The sequence below is a fragment of the Klebsiella sp. R445 genome, from assembly GCF_051131755.1.
Taxonomy (GTDB): Bacteria; Pseudomonadota; Gammaproteobacteria; order Enterobacterales; family Enterobacteriaceae; genus Klebsiella; species Klebsiella lignicola.
On the sequence record NZ_CP180446.1, the window covers coordinates 2,726,999 to 2,747,983 of the forward strand.

The window sequence follows — 20,985 nt, forward strand, 5'->3', positions numbered from 1 at the left end:
TTATCCCTCAGGCTAAACGCGTCAATACAGACTCACCTAATGAGGAGACCGCCGTCACGCGCGCCTCACGCCCTTGTGCCTGATACTCAAGATGGATTTCGACATCCGGTTCAGGCAGTACACCCGCACCTTGTTGAGGCCATTCCACCAGGCAGATGGCATCGTTTGCAAAATAATCGCGGATCCCCATAAATTCGAGCTCTTCAGGATCCGCCAGACGATAGAGATCAAAGTGGTACACCATCAGATTTTCGAGGGTGTAAGGCTCTACCAGCGTATACGTCGGGCTTTTGACATTGCCGCGATGGCCGAGGGCGTGGAGAAAACCGCGACTAAAGGTCGTTTTACCCGCGCCTAAATCGCCATACAGATAGATGACCGTGGCGCCGGAACAGGCCTGCGCAAGGCGGTCACCAAGGTCTAAAGTTGCCTGCTCGTCGGGTAAAGGAATCACTCGGTTAATCATGGTCTAGGTCAATCACATCCGGGTTAACAACACGCCTGAGCGTGGAAAAAAGATCGGTCGCCAGCATCCCACGACTGCCATCACGGGCAGCCAGCCGGTCAGCGGCTTCGCCATGCGCAACACATCCGGCGCAGGCAGCATCATACGGCGTCAGTCGTTGTCCTGATAGCGCGGCGATAATGCCGGTCAGCACATCGCCCATGCCGCCGCTGGCCATGCCCGCGTTGCCAGCATCGATAATACCCATCTCACCTGCTTCGCTGGCCACCACCGTACCCGCGCCTTTCAGCACGACCACGCCCCCGTACTGTTTTACCAGACGTTGCGCAGAAAGTAAGCGATCGCTTTCAATTTCTGCCACGCTGCAGTTCAACAGACGGGCGGCTTCACCGGGGTGTGGCGTCAGCACACGATTGTGACGTTTATCGGGAGTGATTGCCAGCAGGTTCAACGCATCCGCATCCCAGACCATTGGTTTAGGAAAGTGCGCCACCTGACGCAGCGCCTGGGCGCCCCATTCTCGCTGCCCGAGCCCGGGGCCAATCGCCACCACATCGGCCCATTGCAGACTCTCATCGAGGCTCTGGGTTGTCAGTTCATGGACCATCAGCTCAGGTCGGGCCGAAACAATGGGAATAATATTATCTTTGTGAGTAAGCACTCGCACCAGACCGGCGCCAGCCCGCAACGCCGCTTCACCGGCCATGCGAATGGCGCCTCCGGTGCCACAATCACCACCGATAATCACCAGCTTACCGTGATCGCCTTTGTGCGATGTCGGGCGTCTTGGCGGGAGCCAGTCGGCCAGTTGCGAGGCGTCGAAACGCCGTAGCGGCACCGTCTGGCCCGCCAGCCAACTTTCCAGTCCCAGGGCATGGTAATAAAGCCGACCAACCACATCCCGGGCTTTCCCCGTCAGTAGCCCTGGTTTGAGGCCAATAAACGTGACCGTACAGGCAGCGTCGATCGCCGCCCCAGGGGTCGCCCCCGTTTGCGCGTGAAGTCCGGATGGAATATCCAGCGCCACCACAGGGGCCGGGTGGGCATTCGCACGCAGGATCTGCGTGGCGACATTTTCCCGCGGCGCACTCTGTAACCCGGTACCGAGAAGCCCGTCGATAATCAGATCGATATCCTGCGGCCAGGGGATCTCCGCCGCATGAATAGTCCCGCCGGCATCCAGCCAGGCTTCACGGGCGGCGGCGGCCTCTTCTGGCAGCGGCTTATCACTCTCTACTGCCAGCAGCGTTACGCGAATGCCGTCGGCCTGCGCCAGACGTGCCACTACATAACCATCGCCGCCGTTATTGCCGTGGCCGCAGAGAATTAGCCAGTGCTGGCTGGCAGGATAGTCGGTCCGGGCATGTTGATAAGCGGCCTCACCGGCTCGCTGCATCAGTTCAAACAGCGTCAGGCCGAGGCTGTCCGCCGCCGCTTTTTCGGCGCGTCGCAGCACATCTGCAGGCCAAATGAAGTGTGGTATACTGACAGGGTTTTTTGTCATTGTATGGTCCATCATGTCTCAGCCCCTCGATCTCAATACGTTAGCGCAGCAAATCAAGCAATGGGGCACTGAACTAGGGTTCCAGCAGGTCGGCATTACCGACACCGATCTCAGCGCCAGCGAACCTAAACTGCAGGCATGGCTGGACAAACAATACCACGGCGAGATGGAATGGATGGCGCGTCACGGTATGATGCGCGCCCGTCCCCATGAGCTCCAGCCCGGTACGTTACGCGTGATCAGCGTGCGGATGAACTATCTCCCCGCCAACGCCGCTTTCGCCCGCACTCTGAAAGATCCCTCGCTGGGTTACGTCAGCCGTTATGCCCTCGGGCGTGATTATCATAAGCTGCTACGTAACCGCCTGAAAAAACTCGGTGAGATGATTCAGGAACAGTGTACTTCGCTCAATTTTAGACCGTTTGTCGATTCTGCGCCCATTCTGGAGCGCCCGTTAGCGGAAAAAGCCGGTCTGGGCTGGACAGGTAAGCATTCGCTTATCCTTAATCGCGATGCCGGGTCGTTCTTTTTCCTCGGCGAACTTTTGGTCGATATCCCTCTTCCCATCGATAGCCCGGTAGAGGAAGCGTGCGGGCGCTGCGTAGCCTGCATGACGATCTGCCCGACCGGGGCGATCGTTGAGCCGTATACCGTCGATGCCCGCCGCTGTATCTCCTATCTGACCATCGAACTCGAAGGGGCAATACCAGAAGAGTTTCGTCCGCTCATTGGCAACCGTATCTATGGCTGTGACGACTGCCAGCTCATCTGCCCGTGGAACCGCTTCTCGCAGCTAACCGATGAAGAAGATTTCAGCCCGCGTAAAGCGCTGCACGCCCCGCCGCTGGTAGAGCTGTTTGCCTGGAGCGAAGCGCATTTTCTGAAAGTTACCGAAGGGTCCGCGATTCGCCGCATTGGTCATCTGCGCTGGCTGCGTAATATTGCCGTTGCGCTGGGCAATGCCGCCTGGGATGACGCGCATCTCACCGCGCTGGAGAGTCGCCGAGGTGAGCACCCACTACTCGATGAACACATTGAGTGGGCGGTCGCCCAGCAAATCGAGAAGCGAAATACTGACGTCATTGAAGTGCAGTTGCCGAAAAAACAACGGCTGGTTCGGGTGATTGAAAAAGGACTGCCAAGGGATGCCTGATTCATTCACAGGCTGTGAATAAAAACAAAAACACATTGCGTTTCAACATACAGACGTTCGTCAAGTGATCGCGATAACACTTTGAAATGAATTTTTATTATTAAATTTCAATACGATGGGCTGATATTATTTACAAAATGAAGTTATTCATCTGGAAATGCGCAGACGCTAACCTGTGGATAACTCTGTTTACAGTATTTTTGATGTGATGCGGAAAAGCATCGCAGATGCGATTTGCACTGTGGATAAACTGAAGATGAGAAGAAAACTTGGAGCGGGAAACGAGACTCGAACTCGCGACCCCGACCTTGGCAAGGTCGTGCTCTACCAACTGAGCTATTCCCGCTTGGGTATGGTGACTTTCAAATTTTGGAGCGGGAAACGAGACTCGAACTCGCGACCCCGACCTTGGCAAGGTCGTGCTCTACCAACTGAGCTATTCCCGCTTGGGTATGGTACTTTTCAAATTTTGGAGCGGGAAACGAGACTCGAACTCGCGACCCCGACCTTGGCAAGGTCGTGCTCTACCAACTGAGCTATTCCCGCGTACTTCTGGGTATTTCTGACCATATTTCTACGGCGTCGTGATTTGCATTTCTGCTTCGTCACGGGAGGCGCATTATACGAGAATTCGATGGAGCTGCAACCCCCCGGCGAACACTTTTTTGCGATTTTTGTCTGAATGGACACTTTATCACCAACCGCAGCGTCAAATTGTACAAATAAGCGCCGAACAAGGCAAAATAACTTTTTCCGGCCCCGCTAAGGGCGCAAAATCGCTCAGATTTGTGGGTCGCGATACCCGCAGACGGTCAACCACAATGACAAACAGGGAATTAACATGAAAAGAGCGCTTTCGGTCCTGCTGCTGACCACGCTTGCTGCAGGAACAGCATCCGCGACGACGCTGCATTTTGGTACCACTACGGCCAATCCGCCCTTTGAAACCGTCAACGCCAAAAACCAACCCTCAGGTTTTGATATCGACCTGGCCAAAGCACTGTGCAAACAGATGCAGGCCGAGTGCAAATTCACCCCGCAGCACTTCGATACGCTGATCCCGGCGCTCCGCTTTAAAAAGTTCGACGCCATCATCGCCGGTATCGAGGTGATTCCGATGCGTGAGAAACAGGTGGCATTCACTCAGCCCTATCGTCAGGCGCTCTCTGGCGTGGTGGTCACCGTGAAAGGTGCCGCCCATCATTTCACTGACCTGAAAGGCAAAACGCTCGGCGTCGTCAAAGGCACCATTCATCAGCATTATCTGCAGGACAAACAAAAAGGGGTGAACGTGCAAATGTACGCCAATAGCGACGCCGCCCTCGGAGCCCTGAAAGCAGGAAGCGTGGATGGCGTGATGGGTGACCAGACGACCCTCGACCAGTGGCTGCCGGATAATCCTGACTACGCGATGATGGATGAACGAGCCACCGACCCGAACTATTACGGTAAGCAATACGCCATTGCGGTGCGTAAAGACGACCCGGAATTACTTAATACGATGAATGCCGCGCTGGAGGCAGTGAAAGCCTCGCCGGGCTTCCAGGCCATGGAACAGAAGTGGTTTAAATAGAGGTTCTGCGCCGGGGCCAGCTGGCCCCAGCGTTGGGATTACAGTTGAATAAAGTGTTCGCGATAGTAGGCCAGCTCAGCCACCGACTCGCGGATATCATCCATCGCCTGATGGGTGCCCTGCTTTTTAAAGCCATCGAGGATTTCCGGCTTCCAGCGGCGCGCCAGCTCTTTCAGAGTGCTGACGTCAAGGTAGCGGTAATGGAAATAGGCTTCCAGCTCCGGCATATATTTGAACAGGAAGCGGCGATCCTGACCAATGCTGTTCCCGCAGATCGGTGATTTACCTGCCGGCACCCACTGTTTAAGAAATTCGATTGTAGCCAGCTCGGCTTCGCGGTCACCCTGAGTGCTGGCCTTCACGCGCTCGACCAGACCGCTCCCGGTGTGGGTACGCACGTTCCAGTCATCCATCAGCGCCAGCTGCGCGTCGGACTGGTGTACCGCAATCGTCGGCCCTTCTGCCAGGATATTAAGATGCGCATCGGTCACCAGGGTGGCGATTTCAATAATGCGATCGCGCTCTGGATCCAGCCCTGTCATTTCAAGATCAATCCAAATCAGGTTGTTTTCATCTGCACTCATGCTATTTTCCACCCATAATTTTACCATTCTGGCCCGTAAAATTTCAGGATGCAGGCGGAACAATGCACCAGCATCTTGCAAGATGACGGGTCGATATTCATCTTAGATCGCGTGTATCATAGAGGTTTTGCCCACTAAGGGCGACCAGGAGCCAGTTCGATTGAGTAAAAATAAGCTCTCCAAAGGCCAACAGCGCCGCGTGAAGGCCAATCATCAGCGCCGCCTGAAAACGACTTCGGAGAAGGCCGATTACGATGACAACCTGTTTGGCGAAACGTCCGAAGGTATCGTTATCAGCCGGTTTGGTATGCATGCCGATGTCGAATCCGCCGACGGTAGCGTTCACCGCTGCAACATTCGCCGTACTATCCGTTCGCTGGTGACCGGCGACCGCGTGGTCTGGAGACCCGGCAAAGATGCCGCTGACGGCGTCAACGTCAAAGGGATTGTTGAGGCGGTACACGACCGAACCTCCGTCCTGACACGCCCGGACTTCTACGACGGCGTCAAACCTATCGCTGCCAACATCGATCAAATCGTGATCGTTTCCGCTATCTTGCCCGAGCTGTCATTAAACATTATTGACCGCTATCTGGTGGCCTGCGAAACGCTGGATGTTGAACCCCTGATTGTGCTCAACAAAACCGATCTGCTGGATGCCGACGGCATGGCCTTCGTTAACGAGCAGATGGATATCTATCGCGGTATCGGCTACCGCGTGCTGATGGTTTCAAGCCGCACGCAGGATGGCCTGAAACCGCTTGAAGACGCGCTCACCGACCGCATCAGTATTTTTGCCGGGCAGTCCGGGGTGGGGAAATCCAGCCTGCTGAACGCATTGCTGGGTCTGCATGAAGATCAGATCCTGACCAACGATGTGTCTGACAACTCAGGGCTGGGCCAGCACACCACCACCGCAGCACGCCTCTATCACTTCCCGCACGGGGGCGATGTGATCGACTCCCCTGGCGTACGTGAATTCGGTTTATGGCACCTGGAAGCGGAACAAATTACCCACGGCTTTGTCGAATTCCACGATTATTTAGGCCGTTGCAAATATCGCGACTGCAAGCACGATACCGATCCGGGCTGCGCGCTGCGCGAAGCGGTGGAAAATGGCCAAATAGCTGAGAGCCGTTTTGCAAACTATCACCGCATCCTGGAAAGCATGACGCAGGTACAGGTAAAAACGCGTAAAAGCTTTTCATCATCCGATGACTGACAATTAAGCTGAGCATCGTTAGAATCGTCCCCCTTTTTTTCAGGTCCCCGCACGTTTGCGGGGTCAGGAACGACAAATCATGGCCTGGAGGCTACCTTGTTAAACGATCTTAAACTTTCACTGCAATACATTCTGCCTAAACTGTGGCTCACCCGCCTCGCAGGCTGGGGTGCGAGCAAGCGAGCGGGCTGGCTGACGAAACTGGTCATCGACCTGTTTGTGAAATGCTACAAGGTCGATATGAAAGAGGCGCAGAAGCCAGATACCGCCAGCTACCGCACCTTTAACGACTTCTTCGTGCGCCCGCTGCGTGAAGAAGTGCGTCCCGTTAACACGGATCCTAACGTGCTGGTCATGCCTGCCGACGGCGCCATCAGTCAGCTTGGTGCCATCGAAGACGATAAAATCCTGCAGGCCAAAGGCCACAACTACACCCTGGAAGCCCTACTGGCAGGCAACTACCAGATGGCCGACCTGTTCCGTAACGGCAACTTCGCCACCACCTACCTGTCACCGCGCGACTATCACCGCGTGCACATGCCATGCAACGGCATCCTGCGTGAAATGATCTATGTGCCAGGCGATCTGTTCTCCGTGAACCACCTGACCGCCCGGAACGTGCCGAATCTGTTTGCCCGTAACGAACGCGTTATCTGCCTGTTTGATACGGAATTTGGCCCGATGGCACAAATCCTGGTGGGCGCAACGATTGTCGGCAGCATTGAAACCGTGTGGTCCGGTACGGTCACCCCACCGCGTGAAGGCATCATCAAACGCTGGACCTGGCCGGCAGGCGACAGCGAAGGTTCTATTGCGCTGCTGAAAGGCCAGGAGATGGGCCGCTTTAAGCTCGGTTCTACCGTTATCAACCTGTTCGCGCCGGGTAAAGTGAAGCTGGTTGAGCAGTTGCAAAGCCTCTCCGTCACGCAGCTCGGTCAGCCGCTGGCGACTGCCGTCGAGACGCTGTCCGCGGTCGAAGACGACGCCACCCCACTGAACGATGCCACACAAGACGAAGGTTAATTCCTGACTAAAAAGGGTTATGCCGTGCGCCTGATATCTATTTTTCTGCTGGCCTGGAGCCTCAGTTTCGGGGCGTACGCAGCGACAGCTCCCGACGCGAAACAAATCGCTCAGGAACTTGAACAGGCCAAGGCGGCAAAACCTGCCCAGCCTGGTACCGTTGAAGCGTTACAGGCTGCACTGAACGCGCTTGAGGAACGAAGTGCTTCCCTCGAGCGCGCGCGTCAGTATCAGCAGGTTATCGACAACTTCCCCAAGCTTTTCCAGACGCTGCGCTCGCAGCTCAATAATCTGTCCGACGAACCGCGTCAGGTCTCAACCAGCCTCTCTTCCGATGCGCTGAACCAGGAGATCCTGCAGGTCAGCAGCCAGCTGCTCGAAGCCAGCCGTCAGGCACAGCAAGAGCAGGAGCGCGCGCGCGATATCGCCGACTCCCTGAACCAGCTTCCGCAACAGCAAACCGACGCACGCCGTCAGCTCAACGAAGTGGAGCGCCGGGTCGGCGCGCAGACCAGCAATACGCCGCTGGCACAGGCGCAGAATCTTGGTCTGCAGGCGGAATCCGCGCGCCTGAAAGCACTGGTGAACGAACTGGATCTGGCGCAGCTTTCGGCGAACAATCGTCAGGAACTGTCGCGCATGCGCGGCGAGTTAGCGCAAAAGCAGAGCAAGCTCCTCGACGGCTACCTGCAGGCGCTACGCAATCAGCTCAATAGCCAGCGCCAACGCGAGGCGGAAAAAGCGCTGGAAAGTACCGAGCTGCTGGCGGAGAACAGCGAAAACCTGCCGCCGGAGCTTGTAGAGCAGTTTAAGGTTAACCGTGAACTCTCTCAGGCGTTGAATCAGCAGGCCCAGCGTATGGACCTGGTGGCCTCACAGCAACGCCAGGCCACCAATCAGACGCTCCAGGTACGTCAGGCGTTGAATACCCTGCGCGAGCAATCTCAGTGGCTCGGGTCGTCTAATCTGCTGGGTGAAGCCTTACGTGCCCAGGTGGCTCGCCTGCCGGAAATGCCAAAACCGCAGCAGCTGGATACCGAGATGGCACAGCTGCGGGTACAGCGCCTGCACTTTGAAGATCTGCTCGGCAACCAGCCGCAGCTGCGGCTCATACGCCAGGCCGACGGTGAGCCACTCACCAGCGAACAAAACCGTATTCTTGAAGCGCAGCTGCGCACGCAGAACGAACTGCTTAATTCACTGCTGCAGGGTGGCGACACGCTGATTCTGGAACTGACCAAGCTGAAAGTTTCCAATAGTCAGCTGGAAGATGCGCTGAAAGAGATCAACGAAGCGACCCACCGCTATCTGTTCTGGACCTCGGACGTCAGCCCTATCGGTTTCTCATGGCCGCTGGAAATCGTCCACGACCTGCGCCGTCTGGTGTCTCTCGATACCGTCAGCCAGCTTGGCAAAGCCAGCGCCATGATGTTGACCAGCAAAGAGACGCTGCTCCCGCTGTTTGGTGCTTTGATTCTGGTGGGCTTCAGCATCAGCTCTCGTCGCCATTTCACCCGTTTTCTGGAGCGTTCCAGCGCCCGGGTTGGCAAAGTCACTCAGGATCACTTCTGGCTGACGCTGCGTACCGTGTTCTGGTCGATTCTGGTGGCGTCTCCCCTTCCGGTACTGTGGATGACCCTGGGCTTTGGTCTGCAATCCGCCTGGCCCTATCCGCTGGCGGTGGCGATCGGCGATAGCGTCACGGCGACGGTCCCGCTGTTGTGGGTGGTGATGATTTGCGCCACCTTCGCCCGGCCGAACGGCCTGTTTATCGCCCACTTTGGCTGGCCGCGTAGTCGGGTCACCAAAGCCATGCGCTACTACCTGATGAGCATCGGGCTGATCGTGCCGCTGATTATCGCGCTGATTATGTTTGATAATCTTAACGACCGTGAGTTTTCCGCTTCGCTCGGGCGTCTCTGCTTCCTGTTGATTTGCGGGGCGCTGGCGCTGGTAACGTGGAGCCTGAAACACGCCGGGATCCCGCTGTATCTCGATAAATCCGGGAGCGGCGAGAACATGATCAACCGCATGCTGTGGAACCTGCTGCTTGGCGCACCATTAATCGCCATGCTGGCGGCGGCGATCGGCTATCTGGCTACCGCCCAGGCGCTGCTGGCGAGGCTGGAAACCTCGGTGGCTATCTGGTTCCTGCTGTTGGTGGTGTACCACATTATCCGCCGCTGGATGCTGATTCAGCGCCGCCGGCTGGCCTTCGACCGTGCAAAACACCGGCGGGCGGAAATTCTCGCTCAACGTGCTCGCGGGGAAGATGACGTGGTTCATACCAGCAGTCCGGAAGGGTCTGCGGAGAACGAAGTCAGCGAGATCGATCTCGACGCCATCAGTACCCAGTCTCTGCGCCTGGTGCGTTCGCTGCTGATGCTCATCGCGCTGGTGTCGGTGATCGTGCTGTGGTCAGAAATTCATTCCGCGTTCGGCTTCCTCGAGAACATCTCGTTATGGGATGTCACCTCTACGGTACAGGGCGTTGAGAGCCTGGAGCCGATTACCCTCGGCGCGGTATTGATCGCCATTCTGGTGATAATCATCACCACTCAGCTGGTGAGAAATTTCCCGGCATTGCTGGAGCTGGCGGTGCTGCAGCACCTCGATCTCACGCCGGGTACCGGCTATGCCATCACCACCATCACCAAATATCTGCTGATGCTGATCGGTGGCCTGATGGGCTTCTCGATGATCGGGATTGAATGGGCGAAACTACAATGGCTGGTTGCCGCGCTGGGTGTCGGGCTTGGTTTTGGTCTTCAGGAAATTTTTGCCAACTTTATCTCTGGCCTGATTATTCTGTTTGAAAAGCCGATACGTATTGGCGATACGGTGACAATCCGCGATCTGACCGGCAGCGTGACCCGAATCAATACCCGCGCCACCACCATCAGTGACTGGGACCGCAAAGAGATTATTGTGCCTAACAAGGCCTTTATCACCGAGCAGTTCATCAACTGGTCGCTTTCCGACTCCGTCACCCGCGTGGTGTTAACCATTCCGGCGCCGGCAGATGCGAACACCGAAGAGGTTACGCAGATCCTGATCGCCGCGGCACACCGTTGTTCGCTGGTGATCGATACACCTGCGCCAGAGGCGTTCCTTGTCGATCTGCAGCAGGGTATTCAGATTTTCGAACTGCGTATTTACGCCGCCGAGATGGGGCACCGGATGCCGCTGCGCCACGAAATCCACCAGCTGATTCTGGCGGGCTATCGTGAACACGGTATCGACATGCCGTTCCCGCCGTTCCAGATGCGTCTGGAAAGCATCGACGGCCTCAAAACCAGTAAGTCGCTGACCTCAGCGGGGAAATCCGGCCGGGCGCCGGGAGGTCTGTAAAGCCATCCGGGGGAGCTATCCCCCGGTACTTTCTCTCACCACCAGCGTGACAGGACCTAGGCGCGATCGACGGTAAAGGCAATGACTTCGCTGATGCTTTCCGCGCCCAGCGCTAGCATCACGACACGATCGACCCCTAACGCCACGCCGGAGCAGTCTGGCAGACCGGCCTGCAGCGCACCCAGCAGGTTGGTATCAATCGGCTGCTGCGGCAGACCGCGCGCCGCGCGCTTGCGGTTATCCTGTTCAAAACGCTGCTGCTGTTCCCGCGCGTCGGTCAGTTCATGGAAACCATTCGCCAGTTCAATTCCCTTGTAGTAGACCTCAAAGCGCTCAGCAACGCGGTGATCTTCCGTGCTGATCTGCGCCAGAGAAGCCTGGCTTGCCGGGAAGTGATACACAAAGGTCGGGCGATCTTTACCAATATGCGGCTCAACGCCCATTGTAAACAGCAGCTGCAATAAGGTGTCCCGGTCTTCTTCCGTATCGGCAATATTGCTTAGATCGAGCTTCGCCGCCGCTTCACGCAGCTGCGTTTTATCTGCCGACAGAGGATCCAGTTCAAGATGGCGCAGGAACGCCTGCTGATAAGAGAGGCTTTCCGCTGGCTGGCACTCTAGCACTTGTTGAAGTAAATCATCGACTTCATTAATCAGTCGGTACATGTCGTAGCACGGACGATACCACTCCAGCATCGTGAATTCAGGATTGTGATGACGCCCCATCTCTTCATTACGGAAGCTACGACACAGCTGGAATACCGGACCACAGCCTGCCGCCAGCAGACGCTTCATGTGGTATTCCGGGCTGGTCATCAGATAAAGATCCATCCCCTGCGAATAGCCAGGGCCAACGAAACGGGTCTGGAACGGGAACAGGTGAATATCTGTCACCGTTGCCTGGCTCATGCAAGGCGTCTCCACCTCCAGCACGCCACGGTCGCTGAAGAAACGGCGAATTTCCGCCATTATCGCCGCACGTTTTAACAGGTTTGGAATGGACGCGCTCGGCTGCCAGGTTGCCGTTTCGCTCATGTTACTTTCTCCGATTTCATACAAGGGCACGAAGTCTACTCGTAACCGTCGGGTGAAACAAATTTTGTGCAAACTGGCCGCCGCAATACATTCAGATAATTTATTTTTGACCAAAATTCATAACCGCAGCTAATAATCCGGCGCACATATTGATAAAAAAATCGAACACATCAATTTTCCCCATCAACCCTACGGCTATACTCCTTTACCTATAAAGGAGCAGTGATACATTTTCGCCAGTCCGGCGGCGAAATAAACAAAAACTGGAGGAATGTCGTGCAAACTTTTCAAGCCGATCTTGCCGTAATTGGCGCTGGCGGAGCAGGTCTTCGCGCAGCCATTGCCGCGGCGCAGGCAAATCCAAATGCCAAAATCGCACTGATTTCAAAAGTCTATCCCATGCGTAGCCATACCGTGGCAGCAGAAGGCGGTTCCGCCGCCGTCGCGCAGGATCATGACAGCTTTGAGTACCATTTTCACGACACCGTCGCCGGCGGCGACTGGCTCTGCGAGCAGGATGTCGTCGACTATTTTGTCCACCATTGCCCAACGGAAATGGCCCAGCTTGAGCAGTGGGGATGTCCGTGGAGCCGCCGTCCGGACGGCAGCGTCAACGTACGCCGCTTCGGGGGAATGAAAATCGAACGCACGTGGTTCGCCGCCGATAAGACCGGCTTCCATATGCTGCACACCCTGTTCCAGACCTCCCTCCAGTTCCCACAAATTCAACGCTTCGACGAACACTTCGTCCTCGACATTCTGGTCGATGATGGCCAGGCGCGTGGCCTGGTAGCGATGAATATGATGGAAGGAACTCTGGTGCAAATCCGCGCCAACGCGGTGGTCATGGCCACCGGCGGGGCAGGACGCGTCTATCGTTATAACACTAACGGCGGCATCGTCACCGGCGACGGCATGGGCATGGCGCTGAGCCACGGCGTGCCGCTGCGCGATATGGAGTTTGTACAGTATCACCCCACCGGCCTGCCGGGCTCCGGCATCCTGATGACTGAAGGCTGCCGCGGCGAAGGCGGTATTCTGGTCAACAAAAACGGCTACCGCTATCTGCAGGATTACGGCATGGGCCCGGAAACGCCGCTGGGCGAGCCGAAAAACAAATATATGGAACTCGGCCCGCGCGACAAAGTGTCTCAGGCCTTCTGGCATGAGTGGCGTAAAGGTAACACCATCCCCACGCCGCGTGGCGACGTGGTGTATCTCGACCTGCGCCATCTGGGCGAGAAAAAGCTGCTTGAGCGCCTGCCGTTTATCTGTGAGCTGGCGAAGGCCTATGTCGGCGTAGACCCGGTTAAAGAACCGATCCCGGTTCGCCCGACCGCCCACTACACCATGGGCGGTATTGATACCGACCAGCAGTGTGAAACCCGCATTAAGGGCCTGTTTGCGGTGGGCGAATGCTCGTCCGTCGGCTTGCATGGTGCGAACCGTCTTGGCTCTAACTCGCTGGCGGAACTGGTGGTATTTGGTCGCCTCGCCGGTGAGCAAGCCATGAAGCGCGCCGCTGAAGCCGGGGAAGCTAACGGCACAGCGCTGGATGCCCAGGCTGCCGACGTGGAAAAACGCCTTAAAACGCTCGTCAATCAGCAAGGTAACGAGAACTGGGCGAAAATTCGCGATGAGATGGGACTGTCGATGGAAGAAGGCTGCGGCATCTACCGTACGCCGGAGCTGATGCAGAAAACCATCGATAAGCTGGCGGAACTGCAGGAGCGCTTCAAACGCGTGCGCATCACCGATAACTCCAGCGTCTTCAACACCGATTTGCTTTACACCATTGAACTGGGCCACGGCCTGAACGTCGCTGAATGCATGGCGCACTCCGCCATCGCCCGTAAAGAGTCGCGCGGCGCGCATCAGCGCCTCGACGAAGGCTGCACCGAACGTGATGACGTCAATTTCCTCAAACACACGCTCGCCTTCCGCGATGCCGATGGCACCACACGTCTGGAATATGGCGATGTGAAAATCACCACTCTGCCGCCAGCAAAACGCGTCTATGGTGCAGAAGCAGAAGCAGCCGAGAAGAAGGAGCCGGCAAATGGCTGAGATGAAAAACCTCAAAATTGAAGTGGTGCGCTACAACCCGGAAGTGGACACCGCACCGCATAGCGCGTTTTATGAAGTCCCGTATGATGAGCAAACCTCGCTACTTGATGCGCTGGGCTACATCAAAGACAACCTGGCACCGGACCTGAGCTACCGCTGGTCCTGCCGCATGGCGATTTGCGGCTCCTGCGGGATGATGGTCAACAAGGTGCCGAAACTGGCGTGTAAAACCTTCCTGCGTGAATACACCAAGGGCATTAAAGTTGAGGCGCTGGCTAACTTCCCGATCGAGCGCGATCTGGTCGTCGATATGACCCACTTTATCGAAAGCCTGGAAGCCATTAAGCCCTATATTATCGGCAACCCGCGGACCCCGGACCAGGGACCAAACAAGCAAACCCCGGCGCAGATGGCGAAATACCATCAGTTCTCCGGCTGCATCAACTGCGGCCTGTGCTATGCCGCCTGCCCGCAGTTTGGTCTGAATCCGGAGTTTATCGGCCCGGCGGCGATCACCCTCGCCCATCGCTACAACGAAGACAGCCGCGACCACGGTAAGAAGGAACGTATGGCGCAGTTGAACGGTCAGAATGGCGTCTGGACCTGCACCTTCGTGGGCTACTGCTCAGAAGTGTGTCCGAAGCATGTCGACCCGGCAGCTGCCATTCAGCAGGGCAAAGTAGAAAGCTCGAAAGACTTTCTTATCGCCACCCTGAAACCACGCTAAGGAGTGCATGATGACGACAAAACGCAAACCCTATGTGCGGCCGATGACCTCCACCTGGTGGAAAAAGCTGCCGTTTTATCGCTTCTATATGGTGCGTGAAGGCACCGCCGTACCGACGGTATGGTTCAGTATTGTGCTGATTTACGGTCTGTTTGCCCTGAAGCACGGCGCAGAAAGCTGGGCGGGCTATGTGGGTTTCCTGCAAAACCCGGTCGTGGTGATCCTGAATCTGATCACCCTGGCAGGCGCGTTGCTGCACACCAAAACCTGGTTTGAGCTGGCGCCGAAAGCCGCCAATATCATTCTTAAAGGTGAAAAAATGGGGCCGGAGCCAGTGATTAAGGGGCTTTGGGTGGTAACCGCGCTGGTGACCGTGGTGATCCTGTTTGTTGCCCTGTTCTGGTAAGGAGACTGAAATGATCAATCCCAATCCGAAACGTTCAGATGAGCCGGTATTCTGGGGACTGTTTGGTGCCGGCGGCATGTGGGGCGCGATTGTCGCGCCGGTGATGGTGCTGCTGGTAGGTATCCTGCTGCCATTAGGTCTGGCGCCAGGCGATGCCTTCAGCTACGAGCGCGTGCTGGGCTTTGCGCAGAGCTTTGTCGGGCGCGCCTTCATCTTCCTGATGATCGTCCTGCCGCTGTGGTGCGGGTTACACCGTATCCATCACGCCATGCATGACCTGAAAATCCACGTCCCGAACGGTAAATGGGTCTTCTACGGTCTGGCGGCCATTCTGACGGTCGTAACGCTGATCGGCGTATTATTTATTTAACCACCCTGATGCCCGGTAGCATTCTGTTACCGGGCTCTCTTTTGCAGAAAATATCCCCGCTTTTTTCCAGGCAGAATCTACACTTAGCTAAAAAGCCAGCAAGGAAAATGCTATGCGTGTGCTGCCCATTATTGCGGTTATTGCCGCGTCGTTTCTGGTTGTCGCCTGTAGCACGCCGACACCGCCGCAAGGCGTGACGGTGGTCAGCCCGTTTGACACTCAGCGCTATCTTGGCACCTGGTATGAGATTGCCCGCCTCGACCACTCGTTTGAAAGCGGTCTCGAGAAAGTCACCGCCACCTACAGCCTGCGTGGCGATGGCGGGTTGGACGTCGTGAATAAAGGCTATAACCCCGACCGGGAGATGTGGCAGAAAACCGATGGCGTGGCTTACTTCACCGGCTCACCGACCCGCGCGGCGTTAAAAGTCTCCTTCTTTGGCCCTTTCTATGGCGGCTACAACGTTATCGCGCTGGATAAAGAGTATCGCCATGCGCTGGTCTGCGGACCAGACCACGATTATCTGTGGCTGCTGGCCCGCTCGCCGCAAATCTCACCGGAGGTTAAACAGCAGATGCTGGACATTGCTACCCGGCAAGGTTTCGACGTCAGTAAACTTATCTGGGTGAATCAGCACTATTAATCAGTGTGCGCTGATCTTTAGCCCGATAATGCCGACAACGATGCACGCCAGGCTGGCAATACGCATAGCGCTGGCGGATTCGCCCAGCAGGACGATACCGGTGATGGCGGCACCCACCGCGCCAATCCCCGTCCAGACCGCATAGGCGGTGCCGACAGGCAGCGTCTTCATCGCCCACGATAGCATCGCCATGCTGACCACCATGGCGACAATAGTGATAACGCTTGGCACCAGGCGACTAAAACCGTGGGTATATTTCAGACCAACCGCCCAGACCACTTCCAGCAGACCGGCGATAAACAGAACGAACCAGGACACAGAACCCCCTTGATGGGGCCGTCCCCGGATGCGATACGCTTACGGGTCGTCCCGCAAGGTGTGTGAAAATCGCAGGTATTATAAGCAACTACGTCGCAGAGAGGAAGAACGGTACGGCCGATAAACCGTACCGTCGAGGTCTATTGCTGAGCTTTAGTCGCAGCCCCAGAGATGGCACTACCACCTTCTGAAATATCCTGACCAACACCACGTGTTGTATTACATGCGGTCAACACAGAAGAAAGGGCCAAAACCGTAAAGAACGCTGCAATCGCTTTTTTCACCATAATGTCATCCTTATTACCAGTTTTAGTTATCGTGCCCTATAAGCATAGACAACCTGGCCCGGGATGGCGGGATCTCAGCGTTTTTTAAGAGAAAAGGAGAGATGAAACAACAGAAGGAAGTACAGCGGAACAACAGATGCGATGATGAATCACGTAGTCTGACAAAAGCGCCTAGCTGACGGCACGGGAAATGGCATGGCCCAGACCCTGAATATCTTCACCAAAGCCGCGAGCAGTATTACAGCCGGTCAGCAAAACCGCGCTCAGGGAGAGCAATATCAGAAGCTTAATCGAGTTATTCATCTTCCCCTGCTTGTCCGTTCCTTGCTTACGATACCCTGACTTGCAATAGCAGGCGCAGCACGCCGCTGCGCCAACCATCTCAGAACATGAATTACTTCACGCGGGATACGTATTCGCCAGAGCGAGTATCCACTTTGATGACTTCACCAATCTGAACGAACAGCGGAACTTTAACCACAGCGCCAGTAGACAGCGTTGCTGGTTTACCGCCGGTACCTGCGGTATCGCCTTTCAGACCTGGATCGGTTTCAACGATTTCCAGTTCAACAAAGTTCGGCGGAGTCACGGAGATAGGCTGACCATTCCACAGGGTCACGATGCACTCAGCCTGATCCAGCAGCCATTTAGCGTTATCGCCTACTGCTTTCTCGTCGGCAGCCAGCTGCTCGAAAGTAGAGTTGTTCATGAAGTGGAAGAACTCACCGTCGTTGTACAGGTAAGTCAGGTTCATATCGACAACGTCTGCGCCTTCAGCGGAATCGGTAGATTTGAAGGTTTTCTCTACGCGGGTACCGGTCAGCAGACGGCGCAGCTTAACGCGAGCAAAAGCCTGACCTTTACCTGGTTTCACGAATTCACTCGCTTCAACCGCATAAGGTTCGCCGTCCATCATGATTTTAAGACCGGCACGAAAATCGTTGCTATAGTAAGTCGCCATAAGGCCCTCTGAAATTGTTAATTGGTAGCTAAGCCACAAAATGGCGCATATTGTAACCCTAAATACCCCATCCAGAGAAGATTGGTTAACGCAACTTGCCGATGTTGTGACCAGTCCTGATGAACTGCTGCATCTTTTAAATGTAGACGTTGATGCAAACTTATTGGCGGGGCGTGATGCGAAGCGCCTGTTTGCACTGCGTGTTCCACGGGCATTTATCGCTCGCATGGAGCCAGGAAACCCCAATGATCCTCTTCTTCGTCAGGTACTTACCTCGCAGGAAGAGTTTGTCTCTGCCCCTGGATACTCCACCGATCCACTGGAAGAACAGCACAGCGTAGTGCCAGGCTTGTTGCATAAATACCGCAACCGGGCACTGCTTCTGGTGAAAGGCGGCTGCGCGGTAAATTGTCGATATTGTTTCCGTCGGCACTTCCCCTATGCTGAAAACCAGGGCAATAAACGCAACTGGCAGGCCGCACTGGAGTATATCGCCGCCCATCCGCAGCTCGATGAGATCATTTTTTCCGGCGGCGACCCGCTGATGGCGAAAGATCATGAACTCGACTGGCTGCTGACGCAGCTGGAAGGTATCCCGCACATCAAGCGTCTGCGCATCCACAGCCGTCTGCCAATTGTCATTCCGGCGCGCATCACCGCTACGCTGGTGTCGCGGTTTGAACAATCGTCGCTGCAGATACTGCTGGTGAACCACATTAACCATGCCAATGAGATCGATAACGACTTTCGTGAAGCGATGACACGCTTACGTAAAGCGGGCGTCACGCTCCTGAATCAGAGCGTCCTGCTACGCGGTGTTAACGATAATGCGCAAACGCTGGCGAATCTCAGCAACGCTCTGTTTGATGCTGGCGTCATCCCCTACTACCTGCACGTGCTGGATAAGGTCCAGGGCGCGGCCCATTTTATGGTCGATGATGAGGAGGCCCGGGCGATTATGCGCGAACTGTTGACCCTGGTGTCAGGCTATATGGTGCCAAAACTGGCGCGTGAAATTGGCGGAGAACCCAGCAAGACGCCGCTGGATTTAGGCTTGAAACAACATTCGTGAAAAGGTCTGCCGGGGATAAACTGGCAGACCCTCAACGTGCAGGCCGCTTTCTCACCGGCGGTGAGAAAGGCACGACCTCACATCAGTTCGGGCACTTATAGACCTGACCGTTCATTTCGCTGTCGGTCGGTACAAAGCTCGACAGCAGATTCTGCGTCGGGCTGCTGACGCCATAAATCACGTTGCCACCCATTGCCGCGGCCTGGTTACGCAGCGCATTAGCTGCGCCACGCATGGAGCCGCCTTCATCCCCGTTCTGGCCGGACAACCAGTTGCTCTGCTTGCCAGTCGCGGTCCCCAACAGCTGGCAATCCGCACCCGGCTTGTCTTCAACAAAGCGTACGCTCTGTCCGCCTGAGCTCAGTTCGTTGCTGGAACTGCAACCCGCTAACAATAGTGCTGCGCCGACAATCCCTGCTAAATATCTTACCTGCATGTTATTCCCCATGATCAATGAGCTGGACGCGCTGGCCCGGATGTACACCTTATACTAAAAAGAGGAGAAAAAGAAAAACCCCCGAGCATTTCTGCCCGGGGGTTTCTTTGTTTCTAAGGGGTATAGCGCACGATTACATCATGCCGCCCATACCACCCATGCCGCCCATACCGCCAGCAGCACCTAAATCAGGCGCATCGCTTTTCGGCAGGTCGGTGACCATGCACTCGGTGGTGATCATCAGACCAGCAACGGATGCCGCGTACTGCAGAGCAGAACGGGTCACTTTAGTTGGGTCCAGGATACCGAAGTCGATCATGTTGCCGTATTCTTCAGTTGCCGCGTTGTAACCGTAGTTACCTTCGCCCGCTTTCACGTTGTTAGTCACTACAGACGGCTCTTCACCGGCGTTGGAAACGATCTGACGCAGCGGAGCTTCCATTGCGCGCAGCGCAACTTTGATACCGACGTTCTGATCTTCGTTCTGGGCAGTCAGGTTAGCCAGTTTAGCGGCAACGCGAACCAGCGCCACACCACCACCAGCAACAACACCTTCTTCTACCGCAGCACGGGTCGCGTGCAGCGCATCGTCAACGCGTGCTTTCTTCTCTTTCATTTCAACTTCGGTAGCTGCACCGACTTTGATTACCGCAACGCCGCCTGCCAGTTTAGCAACGCGTTCCTGCAGTTTTTCACGGTCGTAGTCAGAAGTTGCTTCTTCGATCTGCTTACGGATCTGAGCAACACGGCCCTGGATAGCGCCTTCTTCACCCACGCCATCGATGATGGTGGTGGTGTCTTTGTTGATCACAACGCGTTTCGCCTGACCCAGGTCTTCCAGAGTCGCTTTTTCCAGCTCCATACCGATCTCTTCAGAGATAACGGTACCGCCAGTCAGGGTAGCGATGTCCTGCAGCATAGCTTTACGACGGTCGCCGAAGCCCGGAGCTTTAACCGCAGCCACTTTCACGATACCACGCATGGTGTTGACCACCAGAGTAGCCAGCGCTTCACCTTCAACGTCTTCAGCGATGATAACCAGCGGTTTGCCTGCTTTCGCAACGGCTTCCAGCACTGGCAGCATTTCGCGGATGTTGGAGACTTTTTTGTCAGCCAGCAGGATGAACGGGCTTTCCAGCTCAACAGCGCCAGTTTCCGGCTTGTTGATGAAGTATGGGGACAGGTAACCGCGGTCGAACTGCATACCTTCAACCACGTCCAGTTCGTCTTCCAGACCGGTACCGTCTTCAACGGTGATCACGCCTTCTTTACCGACTTTATCCATCGCTTCAGCGATCAGTTTACCTACGGTTTCGTCGGAGTTAGCGGAGATGGTACCAACCTGAGCAATAGCTTTAGAGTCGGAGCACGGTACGGACAGCGTTTTCAGTTCTTCAACAGCAGCAACGACAGCTTTGTCGATACCACGTTTCAGATCCATCGGGTTCATGCCAGCAGCAACGGCTTTCAGGCCTTCTGCAATGATCGCCTGAGCCAGTACGGTTGCGGTGGTAGTACCGTCGCCTGCAGCGTCGTTCGCTTTAGAGGCAACTTCTTTAACCATCTGTGCACCCATGTTTTCGAACTTGTCTTCCAGCTCGATTTCACGTGCAACGGACACGCCGTCTTTGGTGATGGTCGGTGCACCGAAGGATTTATCCAGTACCACGTTACGGCCTTTCGGACCCAGGGTCACTTTCACTGCATCTGCCAGTACGTTCACGCCGCGCAGCATTTTTACACGAGCGTCGTTACCGAATTTTACGTCTTTAGCTGCCATTTTTTCTA

The 20,985-nt window shown here is 55.7% G+C and carries 21 protein-coding genes and 3 tRNA genes; 11 read left to right on the plus strand and 13 right to left on the minus strand.

What is annotated here, in order from left to right; translation table 11 throughout:
- Positions 1-7 precede the first annotated feature (7 nt).
- Positions 8-466 (minus strand): tRNA (adenosine(37)-N6)-threonylcarbamoyltransferase complex ATPase subunit type 1 TsaE, encoded by a 459-nt coding sequence (gene tsaE / locus ACMYSN_RS12755; RefSeq protein ID WP_123757843.1) that lies wholly within the window; start codon positions 464-466, stop codon positions 8-10.
- Complete coding sequence (gene nnr / locus ACMYSN_RS12760; protein WP_462495107.1) at positions 459-1,970, minus strand: bifunctional ADP-dependent NAD(P)H-hydrate dehydratase/NAD(P)H-hydrate epimerase; 1,512 nt, start codon at positions 1,968-1,970, stop codon at positions 459-461. Before nnr ends, tsaE begins: the two co-directional genes overlap by 8 nt.
- A gap of 13 nt (positions 1,971-1,983) precedes the next feature.
- Here nnr and queG point away from each other — a divergent pair, with 13 nt between their 5' ends.
- Positions 1,984-3,123 carry an epoxyqueuosine reductase gene (gene queG / locus ACMYSN_RS12765; RefSeq protein ID WP_462495108.1) on the plus strand — a complete coding sequence of 380 codons (1,140 nt, stop codon included), beginning with the start codon at positions 1,984-1,986 and terminating at the stop codon, positions 3,121-3,123.
- 270 nt (positions 3,124-3,393) lie between these two features.
- On the opposite strand, the gene ACMYSN_RS12770 is transcribed toward queG, so the two are convergent.
- From ACMYSN_RS12770 to ACMYSN_RS12780, 3 genes are all read right to left on the minus strand, one after another.
- Positions 3,394-3,469: transfer RNA gene (locus ACMYSN_RS12770), tRNA-Gly, on the minus strand.
- Between the two features lie 24 nt (positions 3,470-3,493).
- A tRNA-Gly gene (locus tag ACMYSN_RS12775) sits at positions 3,494-3,569 on the minus strand.
- Between the two features lie 24 nt (positions 3,570-3,593).
- A tRNA-Gly gene (locus tag ACMYSN_RS12780) sits at positions 3,594-3,669 on the minus strand.
- Between the two features lie 295 nt (positions 3,670-3,964).
- Between ACMYSN_RS12780 and ACMYSN_RS12785 the strand changes: the two genes are divergently transcribed.
- Positions 3,965-4,696 (plus strand): arginine ABC transporter substrate-binding protein, encoded by a 732-nt coding sequence (locus ACMYSN_RS12785; protein ID WP_462495109.1) that lies wholly within the window; start codon positions 3,965-3,967, stop codon positions 4,694-4,696.
- Positions 4,697-4,734: 38 nt separating this feature from the next.
- Here ACMYSN_RS12785 and orn read toward each other — a convergent pair whose 3' ends face one another.
- Positions 4,735-5,280, minus strand: coding sequence for an oligoribonuclease (gene orn, locus ACMYSN_RS12790; RefSeq protein WP_123757839.1), 546 nt, complete (start codon positions 5,278-5,280; stop codon positions 4,735-4,737).
- Positions 5,281-5,440: 160 nt separating this feature from the next.
- Between orn and rsgA the strand changes: the two genes are divergently transcribed.
- The 3 genes from rsgA (at position 5,441) to mscM (ending at position 10,876) form a co-directional block, all read left to right on the plus strand.
- Entirely contained in the window at positions 5,441-6,502 is a 1,062-nt protein-coding gene (gene rsgA, locus ACMYSN_RS12795; protein ID WP_434586670.1) for a small ribosomal subunit biogenesis GTPase RsgA, read from the plus strand.
- A 96-nt stretch (positions 6,503-6,598) separates the two neighbouring features.
- On the plus strand, positions 6,599-7,525 hold the full coding sequence (gene asd / locus ACMYSN_RS12800) for an archaetidylserine decarboxylase (RefSeq protein ID WP_174509897.1): 927 nt from the start codon (positions 6,599-6,601) through the stop codon (positions 7,523-7,525).
- Positions 7,526-7,549: 24 nt separating this feature from the next.
- Entirely contained in the window at positions 7,550-10,876 is a 3,327-nt protein-coding gene (gene mscM / locus ACMYSN_RS12805) for a miniconductance mechanosensitive channel MscM (protein WP_462495110.1), read from the plus strand.
- Positions 10,877-10,932: 56 nt separating this feature from the next.
- On the opposite strand, the gene epmA is transcribed toward mscM, so the two are convergent.
- Complete coding sequence (gene epmA / locus ACMYSN_RS12810) at positions 10,933-11,910, minus strand: elongation factor P--(R)-beta-lysine ligase (protein WP_123757831.1); 978 nt, start codon at positions 11,908-11,910, stop codon at positions 10,933-10,935.
- Between the two features lie 276 nt (positions 11,911-12,186).
- Between epmA and frdA the strand changes: the two genes are divergently transcribed.
- The 5 genes from frdA to ACMYSN_RS12835 all read left to right on the plus strand — a co-directional run bounded on the left by frdA (position 12,187) and on the right by ACMYSN_RS12835 (position 16,123).
- Entirely contained in the window at positions 12,187-13,977 is a 1,791-nt protein-coding gene (gene frdA, locus ACMYSN_RS12815; protein WP_462495111.1) for a fumarate reductase (quinol) flavoprotein subunit, read from the plus strand.
- Positions 13,970-14,704: a fumarate reductase iron-sulfur protein gene (gene frdB / locus ACMYSN_RS12820; RefSeq protein WP_032689849.1), complete on the plus strand. Its 735-nt coding sequence runs from the start codon at positions 13,970-13,972 to the stop codon at positions 14,702-14,704. Before frdA ends, frdB begins: the two co-directional genes overlap by 8 nt.
- A 10-nt stretch (positions 14,705-14,714) precedes the next feature.
- Positions 14,715-15,110 (plus strand): fumarate reductase subunit FrdC, encoded by a 396-nt coding sequence (gene frdC, locus ACMYSN_RS12825; RefSeq protein WP_174509932.1) that lies wholly within the window; start codon positions 14,715-14,717, stop codon positions 15,108-15,110.
- A gap of 10 nt (positions 15,111-15,120) precedes the next feature.
- Positions 15,121-15,480 (plus strand): fumarate reductase subunit FrdD, encoded by a 360-nt coding sequence (gene frdD / locus ACMYSN_RS12830; protein WP_004856982.1) that lies wholly within the window; start codon positions 15,121-15,123, stop codon positions 15,478-15,480.
- A 112-nt stretch (positions 15,481-15,592) separates the two neighbouring features.
- Complete coding sequence (locus ACMYSN_RS12835) at positions 15,593-16,123, plus strand: lipocalin family protein (protein ID WP_123757828.1); 531 nt, start codon at positions 15,593-15,595, stop codon at positions 16,121-16,123.
- Here the strand turns inward: ACMYSN_RS12835 and sugE are convergent, their stop codons facing one another.
- From sugE to efp, 4 genes are all read right to left on the minus strand, one after another.
- On the minus strand, positions 16,124-16,441 hold the full coding sequence (sugE, locus tag ACMYSN_RS12840) for a quaternary ammonium compound efflux SMR transporter SugE (RefSeq protein WP_123757827.1): 318 nt from the start codon (positions 16,439-16,441) through the stop codon (positions 16,124-16,126).
- A 140-nt stretch (positions 16,442-16,581) separates the two neighbouring features.
- Positions 16,582-16,728, minus strand: a complete 147-nt coding sequence (gene ecnB, locus ACMYSN_RS12845) for a lipoprotein toxin entericidin B (RefSeq protein ID WP_004097935.1) — start codon at positions 16,726-16,728, stop codon at positions 16,582-16,584.
- A 171-nt stretch (positions 16,729-16,899) separates the two neighbouring features.
- Complete coding sequence (locus tag ACMYSN_RS12850) at positions 16,900-17,031, minus strand: entericidin A/B family lipoprotein (protein WP_154145071.1); 132 nt, start codon at positions 17,029-17,031, stop codon at positions 16,900-16,902.
- A 91-nt stretch (positions 17,032-17,122) separates the two neighbouring features.
- The gene (efp, locus tag ACMYSN_RS12855) at positions 17,123-17,689 is read right to left on the minus strand and encodes an elongation factor P (protein WP_123757826.1); all 567 of its coding nucleotides are present in this window, start codon (positions 17,687-17,689) and stop codon (positions 17,123-17,125) included.
- 40 nt (positions 17,690-17,729) lie between these two features.
- On the opposite strand from efp, the gene epmB reads away from it, so the two are divergent.
- On the plus strand, positions 17,730-18,761 hold the full coding sequence (gene epmB / locus ACMYSN_RS12860; protein ID WP_462495112.1) for an EF-P beta-lysylation protein EpmB: 1,032 nt from the start codon (positions 17,730-17,732) through the stop codon (positions 18,759-18,761).
- A gap of 82 nt (positions 18,762-18,843) precedes the next feature.
- On the opposite strand, the gene ACMYSN_RS12865 is transcribed toward epmB, so the two are convergent.
- Together ACMYSN_RS12865 and groL are read right to left on the minus strand one after the other, a co-directional pair.
- Positions 18,844-19,197: a DUF4156 domain-containing protein gene (locus ACMYSN_RS12865; protein ID WP_004856962.1), complete on the minus strand. Its 354-nt coding sequence runs from the start codon at positions 19,195-19,197 to the stop codon at positions 18,844-18,846.
- A gap of 133 nt (positions 19,198-19,330) precedes the next feature.
- Positions 19,331-20,977, minus strand: coding sequence for a chaperonin GroEL (gene groL, locus ACMYSN_RS12870; RefSeq protein ID WP_462495113.1), 1,647 nt, complete (start codon positions 20,975-20,977; stop codon positions 19,331-19,333).
- Positions 20,978-20,985: the final 8 nt, after the last annotated feature.